The organism is Pelosinus fermentans JBW45, from assembly GCF_000271665.2.
Classification (GTDB): Bacteria; Bacillota; Negativicutes; order DSM-13327; family DSM-13327; genus Pelosinus; species Pelosinus baikalensis.
Genome location: NZ_CP010978.1, coordinates 5,042,501 through 5,061,569, shown reverse-complemented (window position 1 = coordinate 5,061,569; position 19,069 = coordinate 5,042,501). Strand labels below are relative to the sequence as shown.

The window sequence follows — 19,069 nt, the reverse complement described above, 5'->3', positions numbered from 1 at the left end:
CCGAATATGAAAGAACAATCCTTACATTTAGAGAAAGAAAACTTAAAAAAGGATCTCAAAAATAGGCATATTCAATTGATTGCCATTGGTGGTGTTATTGGTGTTGCACTATTTATGGGTTCTGCTCAAGCAAGTAAGATGGCAGGTCCAGCCCTCACTTTAGCCTATGCTCTTGGGGGTATCGTCATGTATTTCGTACTGCGTGCCCTTGGTGAGGTTGCTGTAGAACATCCTGTTGCTGCATCATTCGCTGGTTACGCACGAGCTTTTTGCGGACCATTAGTTTCCTTTATTACTGGATGGACCTACTGGTATCAATGGGTTGTGTTAGCTATGTGTGAAATTTCGGCAGTAGGCATGTATATGAAATATTGGGCACCGGATATACAGCAATGGATTCCGGCACTCATTTGCCTGGCTGTAATTCTTGCCATTAACCTAGTTTCTGTTAAATACTATGGTGAGTTTGAATTCTGGTTTGCACTGATTAAAGTTGTGACGATTATAGCCATGCTCCTTGTTGGTTTTGCAATGATACTCTTTGGATTTGGTAATGATGGTGTGGCAATTGGCTTTTCCAACTTGTGGACTCATGGTGGCTTTATGCCCTTTGGCTGGACGGGTGTATCCATGGCTTTGGTTATGGTCGTATTTGCTTATTCAGGAGTGGAACTTATCGGTATCACCGCAGGTGAAGCCGCTGACCCGGAAGCCTCCCTTAAATCCGCTATTGATAAGGTATTCTGGCGGGTCCTGGTGTTTTATGTTGGTTCAATGGTAGCCATACTATCAATATTTCCTTATGAGACGCTGCCGAAAGGTGTGAGTCCTTTTGTAATGATATTTGAGAAAGCAGGTATCCCCTATGCGGCGTCCATTATAAACATTGTCATTATTTCTTCTGCTGCTTCTTGCTTAAATAGTGGTATGTATGTTTGCGGACGTATGCTATACGGTCTGGCTCTAAGGAACGAAGCTCCCGCATTTTTAGGTAAACTCTCTGCTAATCAGGTTCCCGCCAATGGTATATTAGTCTCCAGTGGGGTTTGTCTAATTGGTGTCTACTTGAACTATGCATCTCCTGACAGCGTTTTTTATTATATGTCTGCGATTACGACAACAGGCTGCATGTGGACTTGGTCTTTAATTATGTATATTCAGTTCAAATGGCGCAAAAGTCTAAGCAACGAGGCAATTGCCAATCTGAAATATCCTATGCCGTGCTACCCATATGCCAATTATGCAGTAGGGGCATTTATGCTTGCAGTAACACTGGGTATGGGGTATGATCATGATAATTTAGTTGGTTTATATGTTGCTCCTGTCTGGTATGGTGGTCTTTTTCTTCTATATAAATTATTCAAAATAGGTGAAGCCCAGCAAAAGGCTGATTTGAGCATTCAGACGGAATGGTAGATTGACAATCTAAGATTACATGAGGTGTTCATTGTAAGCAGCAAAAATCCTGAGGAAATTCTAATGCTGAATTTCCTCAGGATTTATTTTTTTCTCTCCCGATTAAAGGTAGAATATTTGCCTCTTAGCATGGTTACGTTATATCCAGCTATTGTGGTATTCTAGCAAACATATGCACCAATACTCCTAATGTGACTGCACCGATTGCTGCCAATCCGTATAAAAGAACTAACATAGTATACCTCCTCAAAAGCAAGTTGAAACAATACAGTATTCTATGCGGCTACTTGCGAATTGATACATGTACATTCAAAAAAACGTCTGCCTTATATAAGGCAGACGAAATGAAAAAGTTGTATCAACAATGCTATGATAAAGGGAGATCAAATAATTCACGATACTCGGAAAGAATACTAAATTGATACAAGTACATCAAAATAAATAGAATTGCAAATAATAAGAAGAAAATAGTAGTGGATTTGTCAGACATACGAATCACCTGCACTTCTTACTTAACATCTACTACAAGCATACCAGCTTTTATGTGAGTGTATATTATGTTCATGTTATGAATGGATTAAATTTTATGTTTAGAAAGAGACTCTTCAATTCCTTTTTGCCTGATTATCGGCTATAATTATACTATTAATGATTTTCATATAATAAATATGAGTAAAAGGCGGCTAACTTTATGAAAAAACCATTATTTATCGGATCAGCAGTAGCGATTGTAACTCCCTTTACTGACAATGGTGTTAATTATCAAACCTTAAAAGAACTGATTGAGTTCCAGATTAAAGGTGGCTCTGATGCCATTGTAATCTGTGGAACCACAGGAGAGGCTTCTACTATGCCAGATGATGAGCATATTGCCGTTATCAAATTTGCGGTAGAAGCAATCAACAAGCGCGTACCAGTCATAGCTGGTACAGGCAGCAATGATACCCGTCATGCCATCGAATTATCGAAAGCGGCGGAAGAAGTTGGTGCTGATGGCATTTTATCGGTCACCCCATATTATAATAAAGCTACGCAAAAAGGTTTATATGAACATTTTAAAGTCATTGCCAATAACGTAAAGATACCCATGGTCTTGTATAATGTGCCTAGCAGAACCAATTTGAATATTAATCCTGAGACCGTAAAGGCATTATCACAAATTGATAATATTGTCGCTATTAAAGAATGCAATCTTGGGCAAGTAGGAGATGTTGTAAATTTATGCGGAGAAGATTTTGCAGTATATTCTGGTGATGACAATACTGTATTGCCCATGTTGTCACTAGGTGGCAAAGGCGTCATTTCTGTTATGGCAAATATTATTCCCCAAGATACTCACAATATGGTTGATCGTTTTTTCCAAGGTGACACAAAGGGTGCTATCAAACTGCAACTTCAAACATTGAATCTCATAAAAGCATTATTCAGCGAAGTCAACCCGATTCCTATTAAAGCTGCTGTAAATTTACTGGGCTTTAAAGCTGGTCACTGTCGTATGCCACTAACAGAAATCAGCGAGAATAACCTTGAGTTTCTTCGCACTGAAATGAAAGCTTACAAATTACTATAATTGGTTCATTCATCGCTGCACGGTTGTGTATTAACTGCCCAGTAAAAAATGTACCTGAGCAATAGAGCTAGAGTCTCGATTGTTCAGGTACATTTTTTACTATTTGCTTATTCAGATGTTTTAAGTATTTTGCTTTATCTTCCGATATAACTAGTAGAATTAACAGGTAACATGTTTATCGTAGGAGGCGGATTCTTATACAAAGTGTAACGATAGATGAAATTCAGCCAGGCATGTACTTATCAAAACCGCTCATGTCAGCTGATGGTACAGTTTTGCTCCATGAGGGCATCGTTATGAAGGAACGGTACATTGAGTATCTTCGAAATAAAGGCTTCACCTCTCTCTTTGTAGGTGAACCGCAAATTCAAGAGATCATCGCCCTGGAGGAAGATTTTTATGGTTCTAAAAACAAAAAGGAAGCCATTGGTGCTGCGCGAGATGCAATTCATCACTTTAGTGTAGGCAAAGGCGTAAACCTCAATAAAGTAAAAAGCCTTGTCAGTGAATGGATTAATCAGCTCGGCGAGAAGCCGGAGAACATGATGAATCTTCTGGATATACGCCGTAAAAAGGGGTATATGTTCTCTCATGCCGTCAATACTTGCATTTTGTCAATTATGACGGGTATTGCTATGGGATATGATGCTAAACAGTTAGATGAGCTGGGTCTCGCTGCGATACTTCATGATGTTGGCAAAATTAAATTTTCAAAGAACGTAGCACGGCAGTTTCCTGGTTATTTGACAAGACGTGAAAAAGAAGAGTACAAGCGGCATCCGTTTTACTCTTTGGAGATCCTTCGGAGGAATAATACAGTATCTGTCAATGTTCTTAACGCCTGCTTTCAGCATCACGAACGCTGGAACGGCAGTGGTTACCCCATGGGTCTTAAAGGGGACTCTATTTCTGAATATGCCCAAATTATTAGTATTGCTGATGTCTATGAACGTTTGATCGTGGGGATGCCACATCGCCTGCCGACGCCTGTGTATTATGCAGCTGCGATTTTAAGTAAAGCTGCAGGAGAGTATTTTAATCCGGTCATTGTTGACAAGTTTAACCAGAATGTTGCCATCTATCCGATTGGAAAGACGGTGCGGCTAAACAATCAGCAAAGTGGTGTAATTCTTGGTGTTGATCTAAAGAATAAAACTACGCCAGTTGTCCGCATTACGTCCAGTCAAGATGAGCAGGACATCGATCGAATTGTTGAACTTGATCTAATAAAAACGCCTGAACTTTTCATCGTCGATTTTGAAGAAATACCTCCAAGTTATTCGCAAGTTCATGCTGATCAGGCATATATTTCTCACATCAAAGAGTAGCAGTCATATCTTCAGCTACTCTTTTCTGGCAAACGTATAATGGATATACCAATTTCAAAATTGCATCGTATGCAAAAAAACGAAAACCTCCAATCCATCTTTAGCAATGAGATGAATTGGAGATTTTTCATAATTATTGATGATTGGCATAGATACTATTGATTTCAGCATAGATAATTAGTAGTAAAGATAAATATCTATTAAATTGTTCTGCAAAAAAATAAAAAAATCTTTGCAGGAATTTCCAGAATGATAACGAAAAAGTTTATCCATACAACAACCTTTTTTTAATTTTGACTTAGTTTATCCAAACGACAAATTAAGTCAAAAAAGCAGGAAGAATGGAGAGATACTGTGACCATTTTTTAGGCATTGATTTAGAACATCTTCTGTGAAGTTATGCCAGCCTTGTTATGGTGTGATCAAAGGACGCAGCTGAATGTGATTATATTGCAGAACAATTAGGAGAAACATTATCCGAATATACTGCCAAGGTGCTTGCAGGTTTTACAGTACCAAAAGTGTTATAGGTAAAACGGCATCGACCAGAGATTTTATGAATGAGAAGATGGGAGTCTTAGAGCGACTTGGTCATCGGATAAATTTAATCAAAGAAAGGAGTAAAAATGAAAATTAGTGATGGTAATTGGCTTATACAGGAAAATTTAAATGTGATAAACCCAATGTGTGTACATGAAGTACGAGTAGGTAAGAAGGAACTGATTGTTTTAGCTGCACCTCGTGATGTAATTGCACGGGGAGACCAATTGGATATTCCATTGTTTACGATACGCTTTTTTTCACCACAAGTTGGAGTAATTGGTGTACGGATAGAACATTTTAAAGGTATATATCCTACTGCTCCGGAGTTTGTATTAGCTTATGATCCTGATATAAATATTGAATGTAGTGAGGATAAAGACCGAGCTACTCTAAAAAGCGGGGATCTTTCAGTATGCATTAAGCAATTGGGAGATTGGCAAATGGATTTTTTACATGATGGGAAACGTATTACTGGTAGCGGGGTTAAGTCAACAGGTTATGCAACAGAAATTTTAAATAATCAAACGTATATGTATGAGCGATTGGATTTAGGAGTAGGAGAAACATGCTATGGTTTTGGTGAACGATTTACAGCTTTTGTGAAAAACGGTCAGGTTGTTGAAACGTGGAATAAAGACGGAGGAACGAGTACCGAACAAGCATATAAAAATATCCCATTTTATTTAACAAATCGTGGGTATGGTGTATTTGTAAATCATCCTGAGATGGTATCCTTTGAGGTGGCTTCAGAGAAAGTTTCCAAAGTGCAATTTAGCGTGTCTGGAGAATCACTTGAATACTATGTTATTGATGGGCCCACACCGAAACAGGTGCTTGAACGATATACTCGGTTAACTGGCCGCCCGTCATTACCGCCTGCCTGGTCGTTTGGACTATGGCTGACAACCTCATTTACTACTAATTATGACGAAGATACTGTTAATAGCTTCATCAATGGCATGCAGGAACGATCATTACCATTACATGTATTTCATTTTGACTGTTTTTGGATGAAGGCGTTCCATTGGTGTAATTTTCAATGGGATCCCGCTGTTTTCCCTGATCCTAAAAGAATGTTAACTCGGTTGAAAGCCAAAGGATTGCAGATATGTGTTTGGATTAACCCTTATATTAGCCAGCAGTCGGAATTATTTAAAGAAGGCATGGTTCATGGTTATTTACTTAAAACTCCCCAGGGGCGGGTTTGGCAATGGGATAAATGGCAACCAGGACAAGGGATAGTCGACTTTACCAATCCGGCTGCTTGTAAATGGTATGGGGATCATTTGCGGCGGCTTATGGATATGGGTGTAGATTGCTTTAAAACAGACTTTGGTGAACGGATACCTACTGAAGTAGTGTATTATGACGGTTCAGATCCACAAAAGATGCACAATTATTATACATACCTTTTTAATAAAGTAGTATATGAAATATTGCAAGAAAAGAAAGGGAAAAAGAATGCTGTTGTATTTGCACGTTCTGCGACTGTCGGCAGTCAAAGTTTCCCAGTACATTGGGGCGGTGATTGTTATGCCAACTACGAATCAATGGCAGAAAGTTTACGTGGGGGACTATCGTTAGGGTTATCTGGTTTTGGATTCTGGAGCCATGATATAGGTGGTTTTGAGAATACAGCCTCTGCTTCTGTTTATAAACGGTGGTGCGCTTTTGGTCTTTTGTCAAGTCATAGCAGATTGCATGGCAGTAAATCATATAGAGTGCCGTGGTTATACGATGATGAGGCTGTTGATGTTCTGCGGTTCTTTACAAACTGGAAGTGCCGCTTGATGCCTTATCTTTATGATATGTCTGTAGCAGCTGCACAACATGGATTACCTGTAATGCGAGCAATGCTCCTTGAGTTCCCTAAAGATCCTAGTTGCGATTATCTTGATAGGCAATATATGCTTGGTGATTCTATTTTGGTTGCGCCAATATTTAGTGAGAGTGGGACCGTTTTGGTATATTTGCCAGAAGGGCGTTGGACACACCTCTTTAATAATGAGGAAGTCAGCGGCGGATGCTGGCGTGAAGAAACACATGGTTTTATGAGCTTGCCTGTTTATATGCGTGAAAATACACTTTTGGCAGTTGGTGCAAATGATCAACGACCCGATTATGCTGATGGTGTGGAACTACATCTTTTTGCTCTTCAAGATGGCTGCGAAGCAACTGCAACCGTACGTAATTTGGATGGTGAAGTCGCACTAACAGCTACTGTAATTCGTCAGGGCAGGTGTTTGCAGGTAGCGCTGCTTGGAGTCGCCAAACCATGTTCATTGTTATTACGTGGTGTAGAGAAACTTACAGCAGCACCAACTGAGAATGTTGTATTAGAACAAAAAGAGTTAGGTTTGCAAATTATAATTGGCCCTGGCACTAAGCAATTAGAGCTTAGGTTCTAAAAAGTGTACATAAAATCGTAAATAAAACTGGGGGTATTTGAAATGGACGTACTTTCTAGGACTGAGAAAATAGGTTATGGTTTGGGTGATGCAGCAAGCCATATTGTTTTTGATAATGTAATGTTATACATGATGTTTTTTTATACCGATATTTTTGGAATTCCATCTGGTTTTGTTGGAACGATGTTTTTATTAGCACGTGGCTTGGATGCGGTTTCTGATCCTATTATGGGTCTGATTGCAGACCGTACTCGTACTCGCTGGGGCCAGTTCAGACCCTATTTGTTGTTTGGGGCAATTCCATTTGGATTGTCTTGTATCCTGGCTTATAGTACTCCGGATTTTGGAATGAGTGGTAAGATGATCTTTGCTGCTATTACTTATACGGTATTAACTTTAATGTATACGGTAGTAAATATACCTTATTGTGCGTTAGGAGGTGTAATTACCCTTGATCCAGATCAGAGGATGTCATTGCAATCCTATCGTTTTGTACTAGCAACTGCTGGTGGTATGCTAAGTACCGTATTAATGACTCCATTAGCACAATTTATCGGCGGGGATAATCGGGTATTAGGGTATCAAGGTGGTATTGCTATATTATCAATTGTAGCTGTTATAATGCTTATTCTTTGTTTTGCTTTCACAAAGGAGAGAGTACAGGTTGTTGAGAAGAACAAGTCAAGTATGCGCGAAGATATTCGTGACATTTTTCATAATGATCAATGGCGCATTGTGGGGGCACTGACGATTCTCAACATATTGGCAGTATCAGTCCGTGGCGGTGCAATGATGTACTATGTAACGTATATACTTGGTAATGTGGGATATTTTGCTGCTTTTCTGGCTACCTATTCCGTCGGCAATCTCTTGGGCAGTGCCTTAGCAAAACCGGTTACTGATCATATTTGCAAAGTTAGGGTGTTTTGCTGGACCAATGTGTTACTTGGAATTATTAGTACCGGTATGTTTTTTACTCCGATGAATGCAGTCAGCACAATGTTTACATTCATTTTCATTATTGGGGTATTGCATCAAATGATTACACCCATTCAATGGGTCATGATGTCTGATACAGTTGAATATGGAGAATGGAAATATGGTAAACGATTGACTGGTATTAGTTTTGCTGGCACATTATTTGTACTTAAGCTTGGTCTCGCTATTGGCGGGGCGTTGATTGGTTGGGTGCTGGCTGGCAGTAATTATCAAGCCGGAGCGGCAGCACAAAATGACATAGCAATCCAAAGTATTATTGCATTATTTACTATTGCACCAGCAATCGCATACTTAGTTAGTGCATTTATTAGTAGATATTATACTTTGCGAACTGATCTTCTTAAGAAAATTCTTTATGACATTAAACTTAGTGTCTGAAAAAGCAACGCGGTTGTATGCCGTACCTATACCCCAAGATACGAGTGGCACACTTTTTGATGCCCCCAATCTATTGATGCAAAAATTCCCAGTGTCCGTGTATAGATTTTGAGTTTTTCCATGTCACGCCTTAACGATAATGATAGAAATGCAAGAAGAAATAATTTCGCTTGCAAATGACTCTTTATGGTTCCTTTCATAGATAAAAGACCTGTCATTTTACAAGTAAGATGACAGGTCTTTTATCTTATTGCCACTCTGGTCTGCAACTTCTTTTTAAAAGTCGAAGCTTTTCCTAGATCGGCTGAGAATGCTGTATTATATTTTACGTTTGGCAATTGACTTACGTACCTTGTTCATATTTTCGATGATTGTATCCTGCTGGCGGAGAAGCGATCCAATGTATAAAACATCGACAATGGCCAGGTGAATTAAGCGTGAGGCCATAGCTTCTGAACGGTAATTGATTTCTCTGCCCATACCATGAAGTGAAATATCGGCCAATTGACTGAGAGGTGATCGTATATAACTAGTAATTGCAATGGTGGTAACATGATTGCTTTTTGCCATAGCAACAGCATCGAGTATATCACGATTAGCGCCAGTATGAGATACCGCAATAACTAAATCACCAGGTTGGAGCAAAGTGGCTGATGCGATTTGTAGATGTGGGTCAGAGTAAGCCCTTACGGAAATACCAAAGCGCATAAAACGGTGCTCAATGTCGGAAGCGATTACTGCCGATCCGCCTGAGCCGTAAACATCAATCCGACGTGTGTTGGTGATCGCTTGGATCGCATTTTCAATTGCTTCTTCGTCAATGATCTTAAGGGTATCTTGCAGACCTTCATTTATGCCTAAGAAAATCTTGTTAGTCATATTTCTGATGGAATCGGTAGGATCAACTTCTTTATAGACGGATTCTAAGGGAGTATATAAATCCCCGGCAAGAGCAATCTTCAATTCTTGGTACCCCGAAAAACCTAATTTTTTGCAAAGACGAAAAACTGTTGCTTCTGCATTCTTCGCAGCTTCCGCTAATTCCGTGATGGTCATATGTATGACTTCAGAAGGATTTTCCAGAATATAAGTTGCAGTTTTTTGTTCGGTCTTAGTTAAATCATTAAAACCACTGCGTATACGCGGTAAGCATGAATTCAAGGTGCTTTCCGTTCTTTCCATTTCTTAACCTCCAACCTTTGTGAGAAGAGAAAATTGGATTTTTATGTATCAATATTGTATCAGACACCTTAAAACCATGCAAGTTTGCTATTTGGTATAGTAATTCTTTTAATAAAAACTTGCAGAATTTTTTTGAGATATTGCCTTTCCCAAAAAAAGAGTATATTATAATAAGTGAAAATATTTTTCAATAATTACATATATTGAGACAATAAATTTCAGGAGATGTATTTTATTGGAATTTCTATTACATCGCTATTGATTTCTGTATTACTTAGTTTATTTACTTTTGGTTTATGGCGTGGTTTTCTAAAGTATAAAAAGGCAAGATTGATTGCTTGTGTTACTCTTTAAGTGATTGTACATGAACAAGAAAGAAATGATCAAACCATTAGTTTGGATCATTTCTTTCTACTACTACTATATAGAAGATAAATGTGTTATAAAAGGGGAGGTTGTTAATATGAATACACAAAAGATAATTGGTGTAGATATTGGCACAACCGGTTGCCGAGCCGTTATATATCAGCAAGATGGTACGACGGTTGGCAGTAAATCTGTAGAATATCCATTATATACACCACAAGCTGCCTGGGCTGAACAAGATGCAGAAGAGATATTGCAAGGGGTGTTAGTCGTATTAAAAGAAGTTATCGCTGAGGCAAGATTAGCTCCCCATGATATTGCAGGAGTATGTTTTAGTTCTGTTATGCATAGCATGATTCCTGTAGATGCTGCTGGTCATCCTCTAGATCGTATGCAAACATGGGCTGATTCCCGTGGACAGGACTACATTGAAAAAATAAAAGCATCTCATGATGCTGACTCTATATATTTTAAAACGGGTTGCCCAATTCATCCTATGTATCCTTTGTTTAAAATGATTTGGTTAAAAAATGAAAGAGCGGAGATTTTTTCTCGTGCGGTTAAGTTTATTGGAATTAAAGAATATATCTGTCATCACTTACTAGGCAAATATCTGGTAGATGAATCCATTGCTTCTGCTACGGCTGTTTACAATATTCATGCTCGCACGTGGGATAAAGACTTACTTGATATGGTAGGAATTACAGCAGATAAATTATCAGAGATACTGCCTACTACTCATATTGAAAGGAGTATCAAACCGGAGATTGCTGCTATGCTAGGTTTAGCACCAGATACTGCTATCATTTTGGGCGCTAGTGATGGGGTTTTATCTACCTTAGGTTCAGGTGCTGTCAATCCTGGTCAAGTTACAGCTATGATTGGTACTAGTGGTGCTGTACGGATGATCACTAACAAACCACAGGCTGATGAAAAACAACGCACCTGGTGCTATAATTTAGCTGGTGATACCTGGGTTTTAGGTGGTGCACTTAGCAACGGTGGTGTAGCATTTCGGTGGGCTCGGGATAAATTTGCCACAACAGAACAGCGTGTTGCTGCAAATTTAGGGCTTGATACTTATGAAATTTTAGGTCGCTATGCAGAGCAAAAGCCTGCGGGTTGTGAGGGTTTAATTATGTTGCCTCATTTCTCTGGAGAACGGGCACCTTATTACAATGCCAATTCTCGAGGCGTATTATTTGGTCTTAACCTTAATCATGGTAAACGCCACTTGATTCGAGCAACGCTAGAAGGAATTATTTATGGGATGTTTAGTATTTTTAAATCCTTAGAAGAAGTTGCAGGAGCAGTAAATGAGATCCGGGTTGGGGGTAGCTTTACTCGTTCAAAAGTATGGGTTCAGATCATGGCAGATGTTTTTGGCCGAACCATTCATGTTCCCGGAGAACCAGAAGGATCAGCTTTTGGTGCTGCAGTTTTGGGTATGTATGCTTTAGGCATAATTGGTGACCTTAAAGAAGTGGAAAAGCTTATTACAATAAAAGAAACGTACAATCCTAATGAAGACAATAAAGAAATTTACCAGAAACTCTTTGGTATTTATGAAAGAATATACTGGAACCTGCAAAAGGAATATGAAGAAATAGCTGAAATTCAACGTAATTGGAAAAAATGAAGGCTGAGTAGTTGAATTCTCTTTGTAAAAATAGTGTATAGTAGGCTCCTAGGGGTCTACAATACACTACTAAGAGTAATACCATCCATTGGGATTTTAATCCTTACATATTCTTGTTGACAATATTGTTGAGAAATGATATTATATTTCTTGCAGTCAAGTAATATAAATTTAACTGGTGTAAACACCTTGGAGAGATGTCCGAGCGGTTGAAGGAGCACGCCTGGAAAGCGTGTGTACGGGAAACTGTACCGAGGGTTCGAATCCCTCTCTCTCCGCCATAAAATTTTAATAGGGATGTCAGTAAGTACTGATAGTTGTTGGCGTAAAATTTAATATTTTAGCCATTTATTTATTTTAGAGTGGGGCCACAGCAAAAGTTGGGTCTTACGCAATGGGAACTCATGAACCCCGTCAGATCCGGAAGGAAGCAGCGGTAAGTGATAATTTTTATGTGCCGTGAGGTTGCCTGACTTTTGTTGTGGCCCGACGCTAAAATGATGAATGCAACCTAAGAAGCAACCAGATTTCTGGTTGCTTCTTAGTGTATTCTATGGAAGAAATGATCAGAGTGTTAGCCGCTCTTGACTTTACAACGATAGAAAAGCGAGCCTAACTGTAGTTTGCTCATCAAAGAAAAAGGGAAAGCTACTTTCGTGTAGAATACCATAAATGTTGTAAGGAGGTGTTGGGTAGATGGCTTATGTTGCGTTGTACCGCCAGTGGCGCCCACAGGATTTTGAAAATCTAGTAGGACAAAAGCATATTAGTGTTACTTTGAAAAATGCAATTGTATCGGGGAAAATTGCCCATGCTTATTTATTTTCGGGACCACGAGGTACAGGAAAAACAAGTACTGCCAAGATTTTGGCGAAATCTTTAAATTGCATACATGGTCCGACACCTGAGCCTTGTAATGTGTGCTTAAATTGTCAGTCGATTAATACTGGAACCTCTATGGATGTATTTGAAATTGATGCTGCCTCTAATCGGGGGATTGATGAAATTCGCGAACTTCGGGAGACTGTTAAGTTTGCGCCTGTAGATGGTCGGTATAAGGTATATATCATCGATGAAGTACATATGTTAACAACTGAGGCGTTTAATGCACTATTAAAGACATTAGAAGAACCGCCTGCCCATGTAGTATTTATTCTGGCCACGACGGAAGCGCATAAAATTCCAGCGACAATTCATTCGCGTTGTCAACGTTATGATTTTAGACGTATCGATGCTGAAGCAATAGAAGGTCGCTTAACTGCAGTTGTTCAGCACGAAGGGCTAAATGTAGCACCAGATGCATTAAAGTTGATTGCTTCTCATGCAGATGGAGGGCTTAGGGATGCTCTAAGTATTCTTGATCAATGTACTACCATGGAAAATGGGATAATTACTGCAGAGAAGGTTCGACAATTATTAGGTCTTATCGGTCATGAGTGGGTATGGAGTATTACCGAAGCGTTGGCGGAACGTGATTTTAAAGCGGTATTGATGGCATTAGGAGAATTAATTGCACTAGGTAAAGAAGTACGTCAGATACTCTTAGAAGTGGCTTTATATATGAGAAGTATCATGCTATTCAAAGCTGCTCCTGATATTGATAGCATTGAATTATATGGAGATGACCGAAATGTATTAGCCAAGCATGGAGAACAGTTTAAGCATGATGAATTAATTGATATGATCAAAATATTAAATGAAGGTGCCAATGATGCAAAATGGGCGCCTGAGCCTCGAATTACAGCAGAGATGACCCTGTTGTCCCTTTGCCGTCGTTCAGCACAAGCAGATATGGCGAACTTGCTGGAACGAATAGCAATATTAGAAGAGAAAGTATCGGGGCAGTCCTTTCCACGAATAGAGCCCCCAATTATAAAACAAGTAGAAACTGTGCGTCCCCCTACCCCGGTAAAGCCGGTTGTTGTTCAACCCGTGAGTCCAAAGTCGATAGAAAAAGTTGAGGTAAAGCAGGAAATATCCAATGAGCAACCACAGACAGAACCCGTTGTGAGTAGCAGCTCGTCATCAAGCGATGTAAAAGAGATTTGGGACAATGTCCTTAAAGAATTGGTGGCAGGTGGTAAGCGTTCTGTACATGCCTGTGTTTCTCAAGGGAAATTGATAAGCTTGGATGATAAACAGGCTATTGTGCAGTTTGCAGCTGCTTTTCCTAAGGAACGTACTGAAAAAGAAGATTATCGAATTATGATAGAAAAAGTATTAACCCAATTTTGTGGAAAAACAGTGCAACTTTGTTGTATACTGGGAAGTGCAGCGGTAGCCCCAAAGGCAGCTGCTCTACCACCTAAGGAGAAGCCGGTCACGACTGCATCGCCGCTGGAAGAAGTTCACCCGGCTTTGCGTCAGGCTATACATATGTTTGGTGGTAAGGTTATAAAAAAAGAAGAATACAAGGGGGATTAAGATATGTTTGGGAATATGGGAAACATGGCTGGTATGATGAAGAAAATGCAAAAGCTGCAAGGTGAAATGAGTAAAATGCAAGAAGAGCTTAAAACGCGTACCTTGGAAGCTACCGCAGGTGGTGGCGCAATAAAAGTAGTTATTACTGGTGAAAAACAAATTCAATCTTTGAAAATTGATCCCAGCGTAGTGGATGCAGAAGACATGGAGATGCTGGAAGACTTGGTGACAGCAGCCGTCAATGAGGCTATTAAAAAAGTCGACGATATGATGGCTCAAGAAATGGGAAAACTCACTGGTGGTATGAATCTGCCTTCTGGTTTATTTTAAACGATGCAATATATAGCACCATTGGCGAAATTGATAGAGCAGTTTCGCGCACTGCCGGGAATCGGTTCTAAATCAGCTGCACGTTTAGCGTATCATGTTTTAGAGATGGATAAATCTCGAGCAGAAAGCTTAGCTCAGGCGATTATAGAGGCCAAAGAGAAAATTGGTTATTGTGATGTTTGTTTTAATTTAACAGATTGTAATCCTTGTTCTATTTGTCGGGATGCTGGACGGGACGTCAGCATCGTGTGCGTGATGGAAGAACCGCGGGATGTAGCTGCTGTGGAACGTACGCGAGAATATCGCGGCAGGTATCATGTATTGCATGGACAGTTATCTCCTTTAGAAGGGGTTGGACCTAATGATATTAGAATAAAGGAATTGCTAACACGTATTGGAGAGGGAGAGATCCAAGAAGTGATTATGGCAACCAATCCGGATGTAGAAGGTGAGGCTACAGCAATGTATATTGCGAGGCTATTAAAACCTCTAGGGATAAAAGTCACCCGAATTGCTCATGGATTGCCAGTAGGTGGCGATTTGGAGTATGCTGATGAAGTGACTTTGTCCAAGGCTATGGAAAATCGCCGAGAAATGTAATGTTTAAATACTCCTGTTTTTGGTAAAAATAACCGTAAGACAGGAGGGGAATTATGAATATAATAGAAGCATTACAGAAAATACAAGATTATATTTATGGTAACGAAAATTTGGATGCCAAACCCTTGCCCTCTTTATCCATTGTGGTGGAAGAAGCCAGGCAAGAATGGTTAAATGCCCAGCATTATTATAATAGTGTTTCTGATCAAGATTTGGTTGACCATGCTGTTTATTTAATGCAGGCAGCTGAAAAGAAATATGTATACCTATTAAAAAAAGCTCGTCAAGAAGGTATTGTACGCTCTCCTTATACTGTTGCTGATAGTGATGAGTACAAAAAACAATAAAATTCATTCTTAAAAAGACCAGAGTCTTCACTCTGGTTCTTCTTCGTGAAGGGAAAGTAAAATCACCTCTTCTTTATCATACTTGGACCAGAATGACAATATATTGTATTACAAATATATATTAGAAGAAAGGTGAGAACGAGAGATAGAAGAGAGTGGGATTATAAGTTATAATAAGGTGTTAGTAAAGAGTTTAAGACGTGTGAAAAGAAACAGTAAGAGGGGGAGGGTGTGCTATGCTTGGTGGATTTGGAGAATTTAATGTAATTCTGGCATATGTTTTTGGCATTATTCTATTATATGTTGTGGGGCGAATGTTCTTAATGCCTATCAAATTAATTTTTCGTTTGATATATAATGGTTTAATTGGTGGTGCCATGTTGTGGGCATTGAATTTTGTGGGGCTGCATATAGGATTTACAATTGCAATTAATCCAATTACGGCATTAGTGGCAGGGTTTCTAGGACTGCCAGGGGTAATATTACTTATTTTGTTTAAGTTGTTTGTTGCCTAACTGTGGGGAAGCAACAAGGTTTGTTTGCTTCCCGATTTATAATTGCATATAATGAAAAAACATTACAGCATTGAAGCCAATTACTAGCATTACAATGTATTTAATTAAAAACAATAAAAATATAAAAAAGATAAATGAAAAGTATTGACATGTATGAATTATTTATGATATTATAAGTGAGTCGCCACAAGCGGCAACGTGTTCCTTGAAAACTAAACAATGTAAGTAAGGTTAAAATAAGCCAGATGTGCGGTACTCGTTTCGAGTGCAAAACAAAGTTGATCTGCGAAAGCGAGAACAACAAAAACAAGTTTTTTAAAGAGCCATCAAGGTTCTTCATAATATAACTTTTATGGAGAGTTTGATCCTGGCTCAGGACGAACGCTGGCGGCGTGCCTAACACATGCAAGTCGAACGGAGATTTCAGCAATGGAATTTTAGTGGCGAACGGGTGAGTAACGCGTAGACAACCTACCTTCTAGCTGGGGACAACACTGCGAAAGTGGTGCTAATACCGAATGTTGTATTTTGAGTGCATACTTAAAATACTAAAGGTGGCCTCTATTTATAAGCTATCACTAGAAGATGGGTCTGCGTCTGATTAGCTAGTTGGTGAGGTAACGGCTCACCAAGGCGACGATCAGTAGCCGGTCTGAGAGGATGAACGGCCACACTGGGACTGAGACACGGCCCAGACTCCTACGGGAGGCAGCAGTGGGGAATCTTCCGCAATGGACGAAAGTCTGACGGAGCAACGCCGCGTGAGTGAAGAAGGTTTTCGGATCGTAAAACTCTGTTTTCAGGGACGAATGTGTGGATTGTAAATAATGATCCATAATGACGGTACCTGACAAGAAAGCCACGGCTAACTACGTGCCAGCAGCCGCGGTAATACGTAGGTGGCAAGCGTTGTCCGGAATTATTGGGCGTAAAGCGCGCGCAGGTGGGATAATCAGTCTGATGTTAAAGTTCGGGGCTTAACCCCGTGAAGCATTGGATACTGTTATTCTTGAGTGCAGGAGAGGAAAGTGGAATTCCTAGTGTAGCGGTGAAATGCGTAGATATTAGGAGGAACACCAGTGGCGAAGGCGACTTTCTGGACTGTGTCTGACACTGAGGCGCGAAAGCCAGGGTAGTGAACGGGATTAGATACCCCGGTAATCCTGGCCGTAAACGATGGGTACTAGGTGTTGGGGGTATCGACCCCTCCAGTGCCGGAGTTAACGCAATAAGTACCCCGCCTGGGGAGTACGGCCGCAAGGTTGAAACTCAAAGGAATTGACGGGGGCCCGCACAAGCGGTGGAGTATGTGGTTTAATTCGACGCAACGCGAAGAACCTTACCAAGGCTTGACATCGTCTGATGACTCTAGAGATAGAGAGTTCTTCTTCGGAAGACAGATAGACAGGTGGTGCATGGCTGTCGTCAGCTCGTGTCGTGAGATGTTGGGTTAAGTCCCGCAACGAGCGCAACCCTTATCCTATGTTGCCAGCACGTAAAGGTGGGAACTCATGGGAGACTGCCGTGGATAACACGGAGGAAGGTGGGGATGACGTCAAGTCATCATGCCCCTTATGTCTTGGGCTACACACGTACTACAATGGGCTTAAATAGAGGGTAGCGAAGCCGCGAGGTGAAGCCAAACCCAAAAACAAGCTCTCAGTTCGGATTGCAGGCTGCAACTCGCCTGCATGAAGTCGGAATCGCTAGTAATCGCAGATCAGCATGCTGCGGTGAATACGTTCCCGGGCCTTGTACACACCGCCCGTCACACCACGAAAGTTGAGAGCACCCGAAGCCGGTGAGGTAACCAGCAATGGAACCAGCCGTCGAAGGTGAGATCAGTGATTGGGGTGAAGTCGTAACAAGGTAGCCGTATCGGAAGGTGCGGCTGGATCACCTCCTTTCTATGGAGATTTGAAAAGCTGAAATATGTTTTTCTAATCCAAGGTCGACACATCTGGATTATATACTAGACGGAGCTTATGTGCTTGCTGTAGTATTATAAATCTACTTACATTGCTTAGTTTTGAGGGAATACAAAAACATGCCTGTTGAATAAAGTAAGCAGGCATGATAATATATATCCTCATATAGTGGGGGATTAGCTCAGCTGGGAGAGCACCTGCCTTGCACGCAGGGGGTCAACGGTTCGATCCCGTTATCCTCCACCATTTTTTATGTTCTTTGAAAACTGCACAGAAGAAAGCAACGTAATAATTCTAATAGCAATATTAGGGTGATTACCGAGCATGTTAGGATTATTTGAAACATGTATATTCTTGTTTTAGAACTCGAATATACCACCAAGTAAAGGTTGGCAAGAAGCTGTCAGCTGCTAGGCGGAGCGAGGACATGAATGGAGTCGTACTACTTGTACGTCGACATGAATGCCCACAGCGACAACAACGCAGATGATAGGTTATTGCAAACCGACTATTAGAGTGACGAAGTCAAGCTAATAAGGGCATACGGTGGATGCCTTGGCGCCAAGAGCCGAAGAAGGACGGGGTAAGCTCCGATAAGCTAGGGGGAATCGCAAGCAGGTATTGATCCCTAGATTTCCGAATGGGGAAACCCAACAATGGTAATGCATTGTTACCCATACCTGAGAGTATGAGGAGGGCACCTGGGGAACTGAAACATCTAAGTACCCAGAGGAAAAGTAATCAAGTGAGATTCCCTAAGTAGCGGCGAGCGAACGGGGAAGAGCCCAAACCGAGTCAGTTTACTGATTCGGGGTTGAGGACCAGCATAATTCGAGTCAGGCTTAGTCGAACTACCTGGAAAGGTAGACCATAGGGGGTAACAGTCCCGTAGACGAAAAGCAGAGCGAGATGGCTGAGATCCAGAGTACCACGAGACACGTGAAACCTTGTGGGAAGCAGGGGGGACCACCCTCCAAGGCAAAATACTCCTTGGCGACCGATAGCGTATAGTACCGTGAGGGAAAGGTGAAAAGCACCCCGGGAGGGGAGTGAAAAAGAACCTGAAACCGTATGTCTACAAGCAGTCGAAGACCCT

The 19,069-nt window shown here is 40.6% G+C and carries 12 protein-coding genes, 2 tRNA genes, 2 rRNA genes and 1 other RNA gene (1 of these 17 only partly in view); 16 read left to right on the top strand and 1 reads right to left on the bottom strand.

Translation table 11 applies throughout. The annotated features are described in order from the left end of the window. The first annotated feature begins 6 nt into the window (after window positions 1-6). The 5 genes from JBW_RS22340 to JBW_RS22320 all read left to right on the top strand — a co-directional run bounded on the left by JBW_RS22340 (window position 7) and on the right by JBW_RS22320 (window position 8,642). Window positions 7-1,416, top strand: coding sequence for an amino acid permease (locus JBW_RS22340; protein WP_007955162.1), 1,410 nt, complete (start codon window positions 7-9; stop codon window positions 1,414-1,416). Window positions 1,417-2,107: 691 nt separating this feature from the next. After that, complete coding sequence (dapA, locus tag JBW_RS22335) at window positions 2,108-2,986, top strand: 4-hydroxy-tetrahydrodipicolinate synthase (RefSeq protein WP_007955163.1); 879 nt, start codon at window positions 2,108-2,110, stop codon at window positions 2,984-2,986. Between the two features lie 254 nt (window positions 2,987-3,240). Beyond that, on the top strand, window positions 3,241-4,314 hold the full coding sequence (locus tag JBW_RS22330; protein ID WP_235334096.1) for an HD-GYP domain-containing protein: 1,074 nt from the start codon (window positions 3,241-3,243) through the stop codon (window positions 4,312-4,314). Between the two features lie 626 nt (window positions 4,315-4,940). Beyond that, window positions 4,941-7,265: an alpha-xylosidase gene (yicI, locus tag JBW_RS22325; RefSeq protein ID WP_007955167.1), complete on the top strand. Its 2,325-nt coding sequence runs from the start codon at window positions 4,941-4,943 to the stop codon at window positions 7,263-7,265. A gap of 42 nt (window positions 7,266-7,307) precedes the next feature. Then, the gene (locus JBW_RS22320; protein ID WP_007955169.1) at window positions 7,308-8,642 is read left to right on the top strand and encodes a glycoside-pentoside-hexuronide (GPH):cation symporter; all 1,335 of its coding nucleotides are present in this window, start codon (window positions 7,308-7,310) and stop codon (window positions 8,640-8,642) included. Window positions 8,643-8,960: 318 nt separating this feature from the next. Here the strand turns inward: JBW_RS22320 and JBW_RS22315 are convergent, their stop codons facing one another. Beyond that, a complete protein-coding gene (locus JBW_RS22315; protein WP_007955171.1) occupies window positions 8,961-9,824 on the bottom strand; it encodes a MurR/RpiR family transcriptional regulator in 864 nt (287 codons plus the stop codon). A 463-nt stretch (window positions 9,825-10,287) separates the two neighbouring features. Here JBW_RS22315 and JBW_RS22310 point away from each other — a divergent pair, with 463 nt between their 5' ends. From JBW_RS22310 to JBW_RS22265, 11 genes are all read left to right on the top strand, one after another. Then, window positions 10,288-11,829 carry a gluconokinase gene (locus JBW_RS22310; protein WP_007955173.1) on the top strand — a complete coding sequence of 514 codons (1,542 nt, stop codon included), beginning with the start codon at window positions 10,288-10,290 and terminating at the stop codon, window positions 11,827-11,829. A 191-nt stretch (window positions 11,830-12,020) separates the two neighbouring features. Continuing rightward, a tRNA-Ser gene (locus tag JBW_RS22305) sits at window positions 12,021-12,110 on the top strand. A 36-nt stretch (window positions 12,111-12,146) separates the two neighbouring features. Next, window positions 12,147-12,339: signal recognition particle sRNA large type (gene ffs, locus JBW_RS24280), an RNA gene on the top strand. Between the two features lie 186 nt (window positions 12,340-12,525). After that, on the top strand, window positions 12,526-14,253 hold the full coding sequence (dnaX, locus tag JBW_RS22300) for a DNA polymerase III subunit gamma/tau (RefSeq protein WP_007955182.1): 1,728 nt from the start codon (window positions 12,526-12,528) through the stop codon (window positions 14,251-14,253). A 3-nt stretch (window positions 14,254-14,256) separates the two neighbouring features. After that, a complete protein-coding gene (locus tag JBW_RS22295) occupies window positions 14,257-14,583 on the top strand; it encodes a YbaB/EbfC family nucleoid-associated protein (protein ID WP_007935593.1) in 327 nt (108 codons plus the stop codon). A gap of 3 nt (window positions 14,584-14,586) precedes the next feature. After that, window positions 14,587-15,183: a recombination mediator RecR gene (gene recR / locus JBW_RS22290; protein ID WP_007955184.1), complete on the top strand. Its 597-nt coding sequence runs from the start codon at window positions 14,587-14,589 to the stop codon at window positions 15,181-15,183. A gap of 53 nt (window positions 15,184-15,236) precedes the next feature. Further along, entirely contained in the window at window positions 15,237-15,530 is a 294-nt protein-coding gene (locus tag JBW_RS22285; RefSeq protein WP_007955185.1) for a DUF2508 family protein, read from the top strand. Between the two features lie 236 nt (window positions 15,531-15,766). After that, window positions 15,767-16,045 (top strand): pro-sigmaK processing inhibitor BofA family protein, encoded by a 279-nt coding sequence (locus JBW_RS22280; protein WP_007955186.1) that lies wholly within the window; start codon window positions 15,767-15,769, stop codon window positions 16,043-16,045. Window positions 16,046-16,394: 349 nt separating this feature from the next. Next, a 16S ribosomal RNA gene (locus JBW_RS22275) occupies window positions 16,395-17,952 on the top strand. A gap of 191 nt (window positions 17,953-18,143) precedes the next feature. Then, window positions 18,144-18,219 (top strand) — tRNA-Ala (locus JBW_RS22270). Between the two features lie 277 nt (window positions 18,220-18,496). Then, window positions 18,497-19,069, top strand: a 23S ribosomal RNA gene (locus JBW_RS22265) (it continues 2,360 nt past the right edge of the window). Together the 16S and 23S rRNA genes with 1 tRNA gene alongside form the textbook arrangement of a ribosomal RNA operon.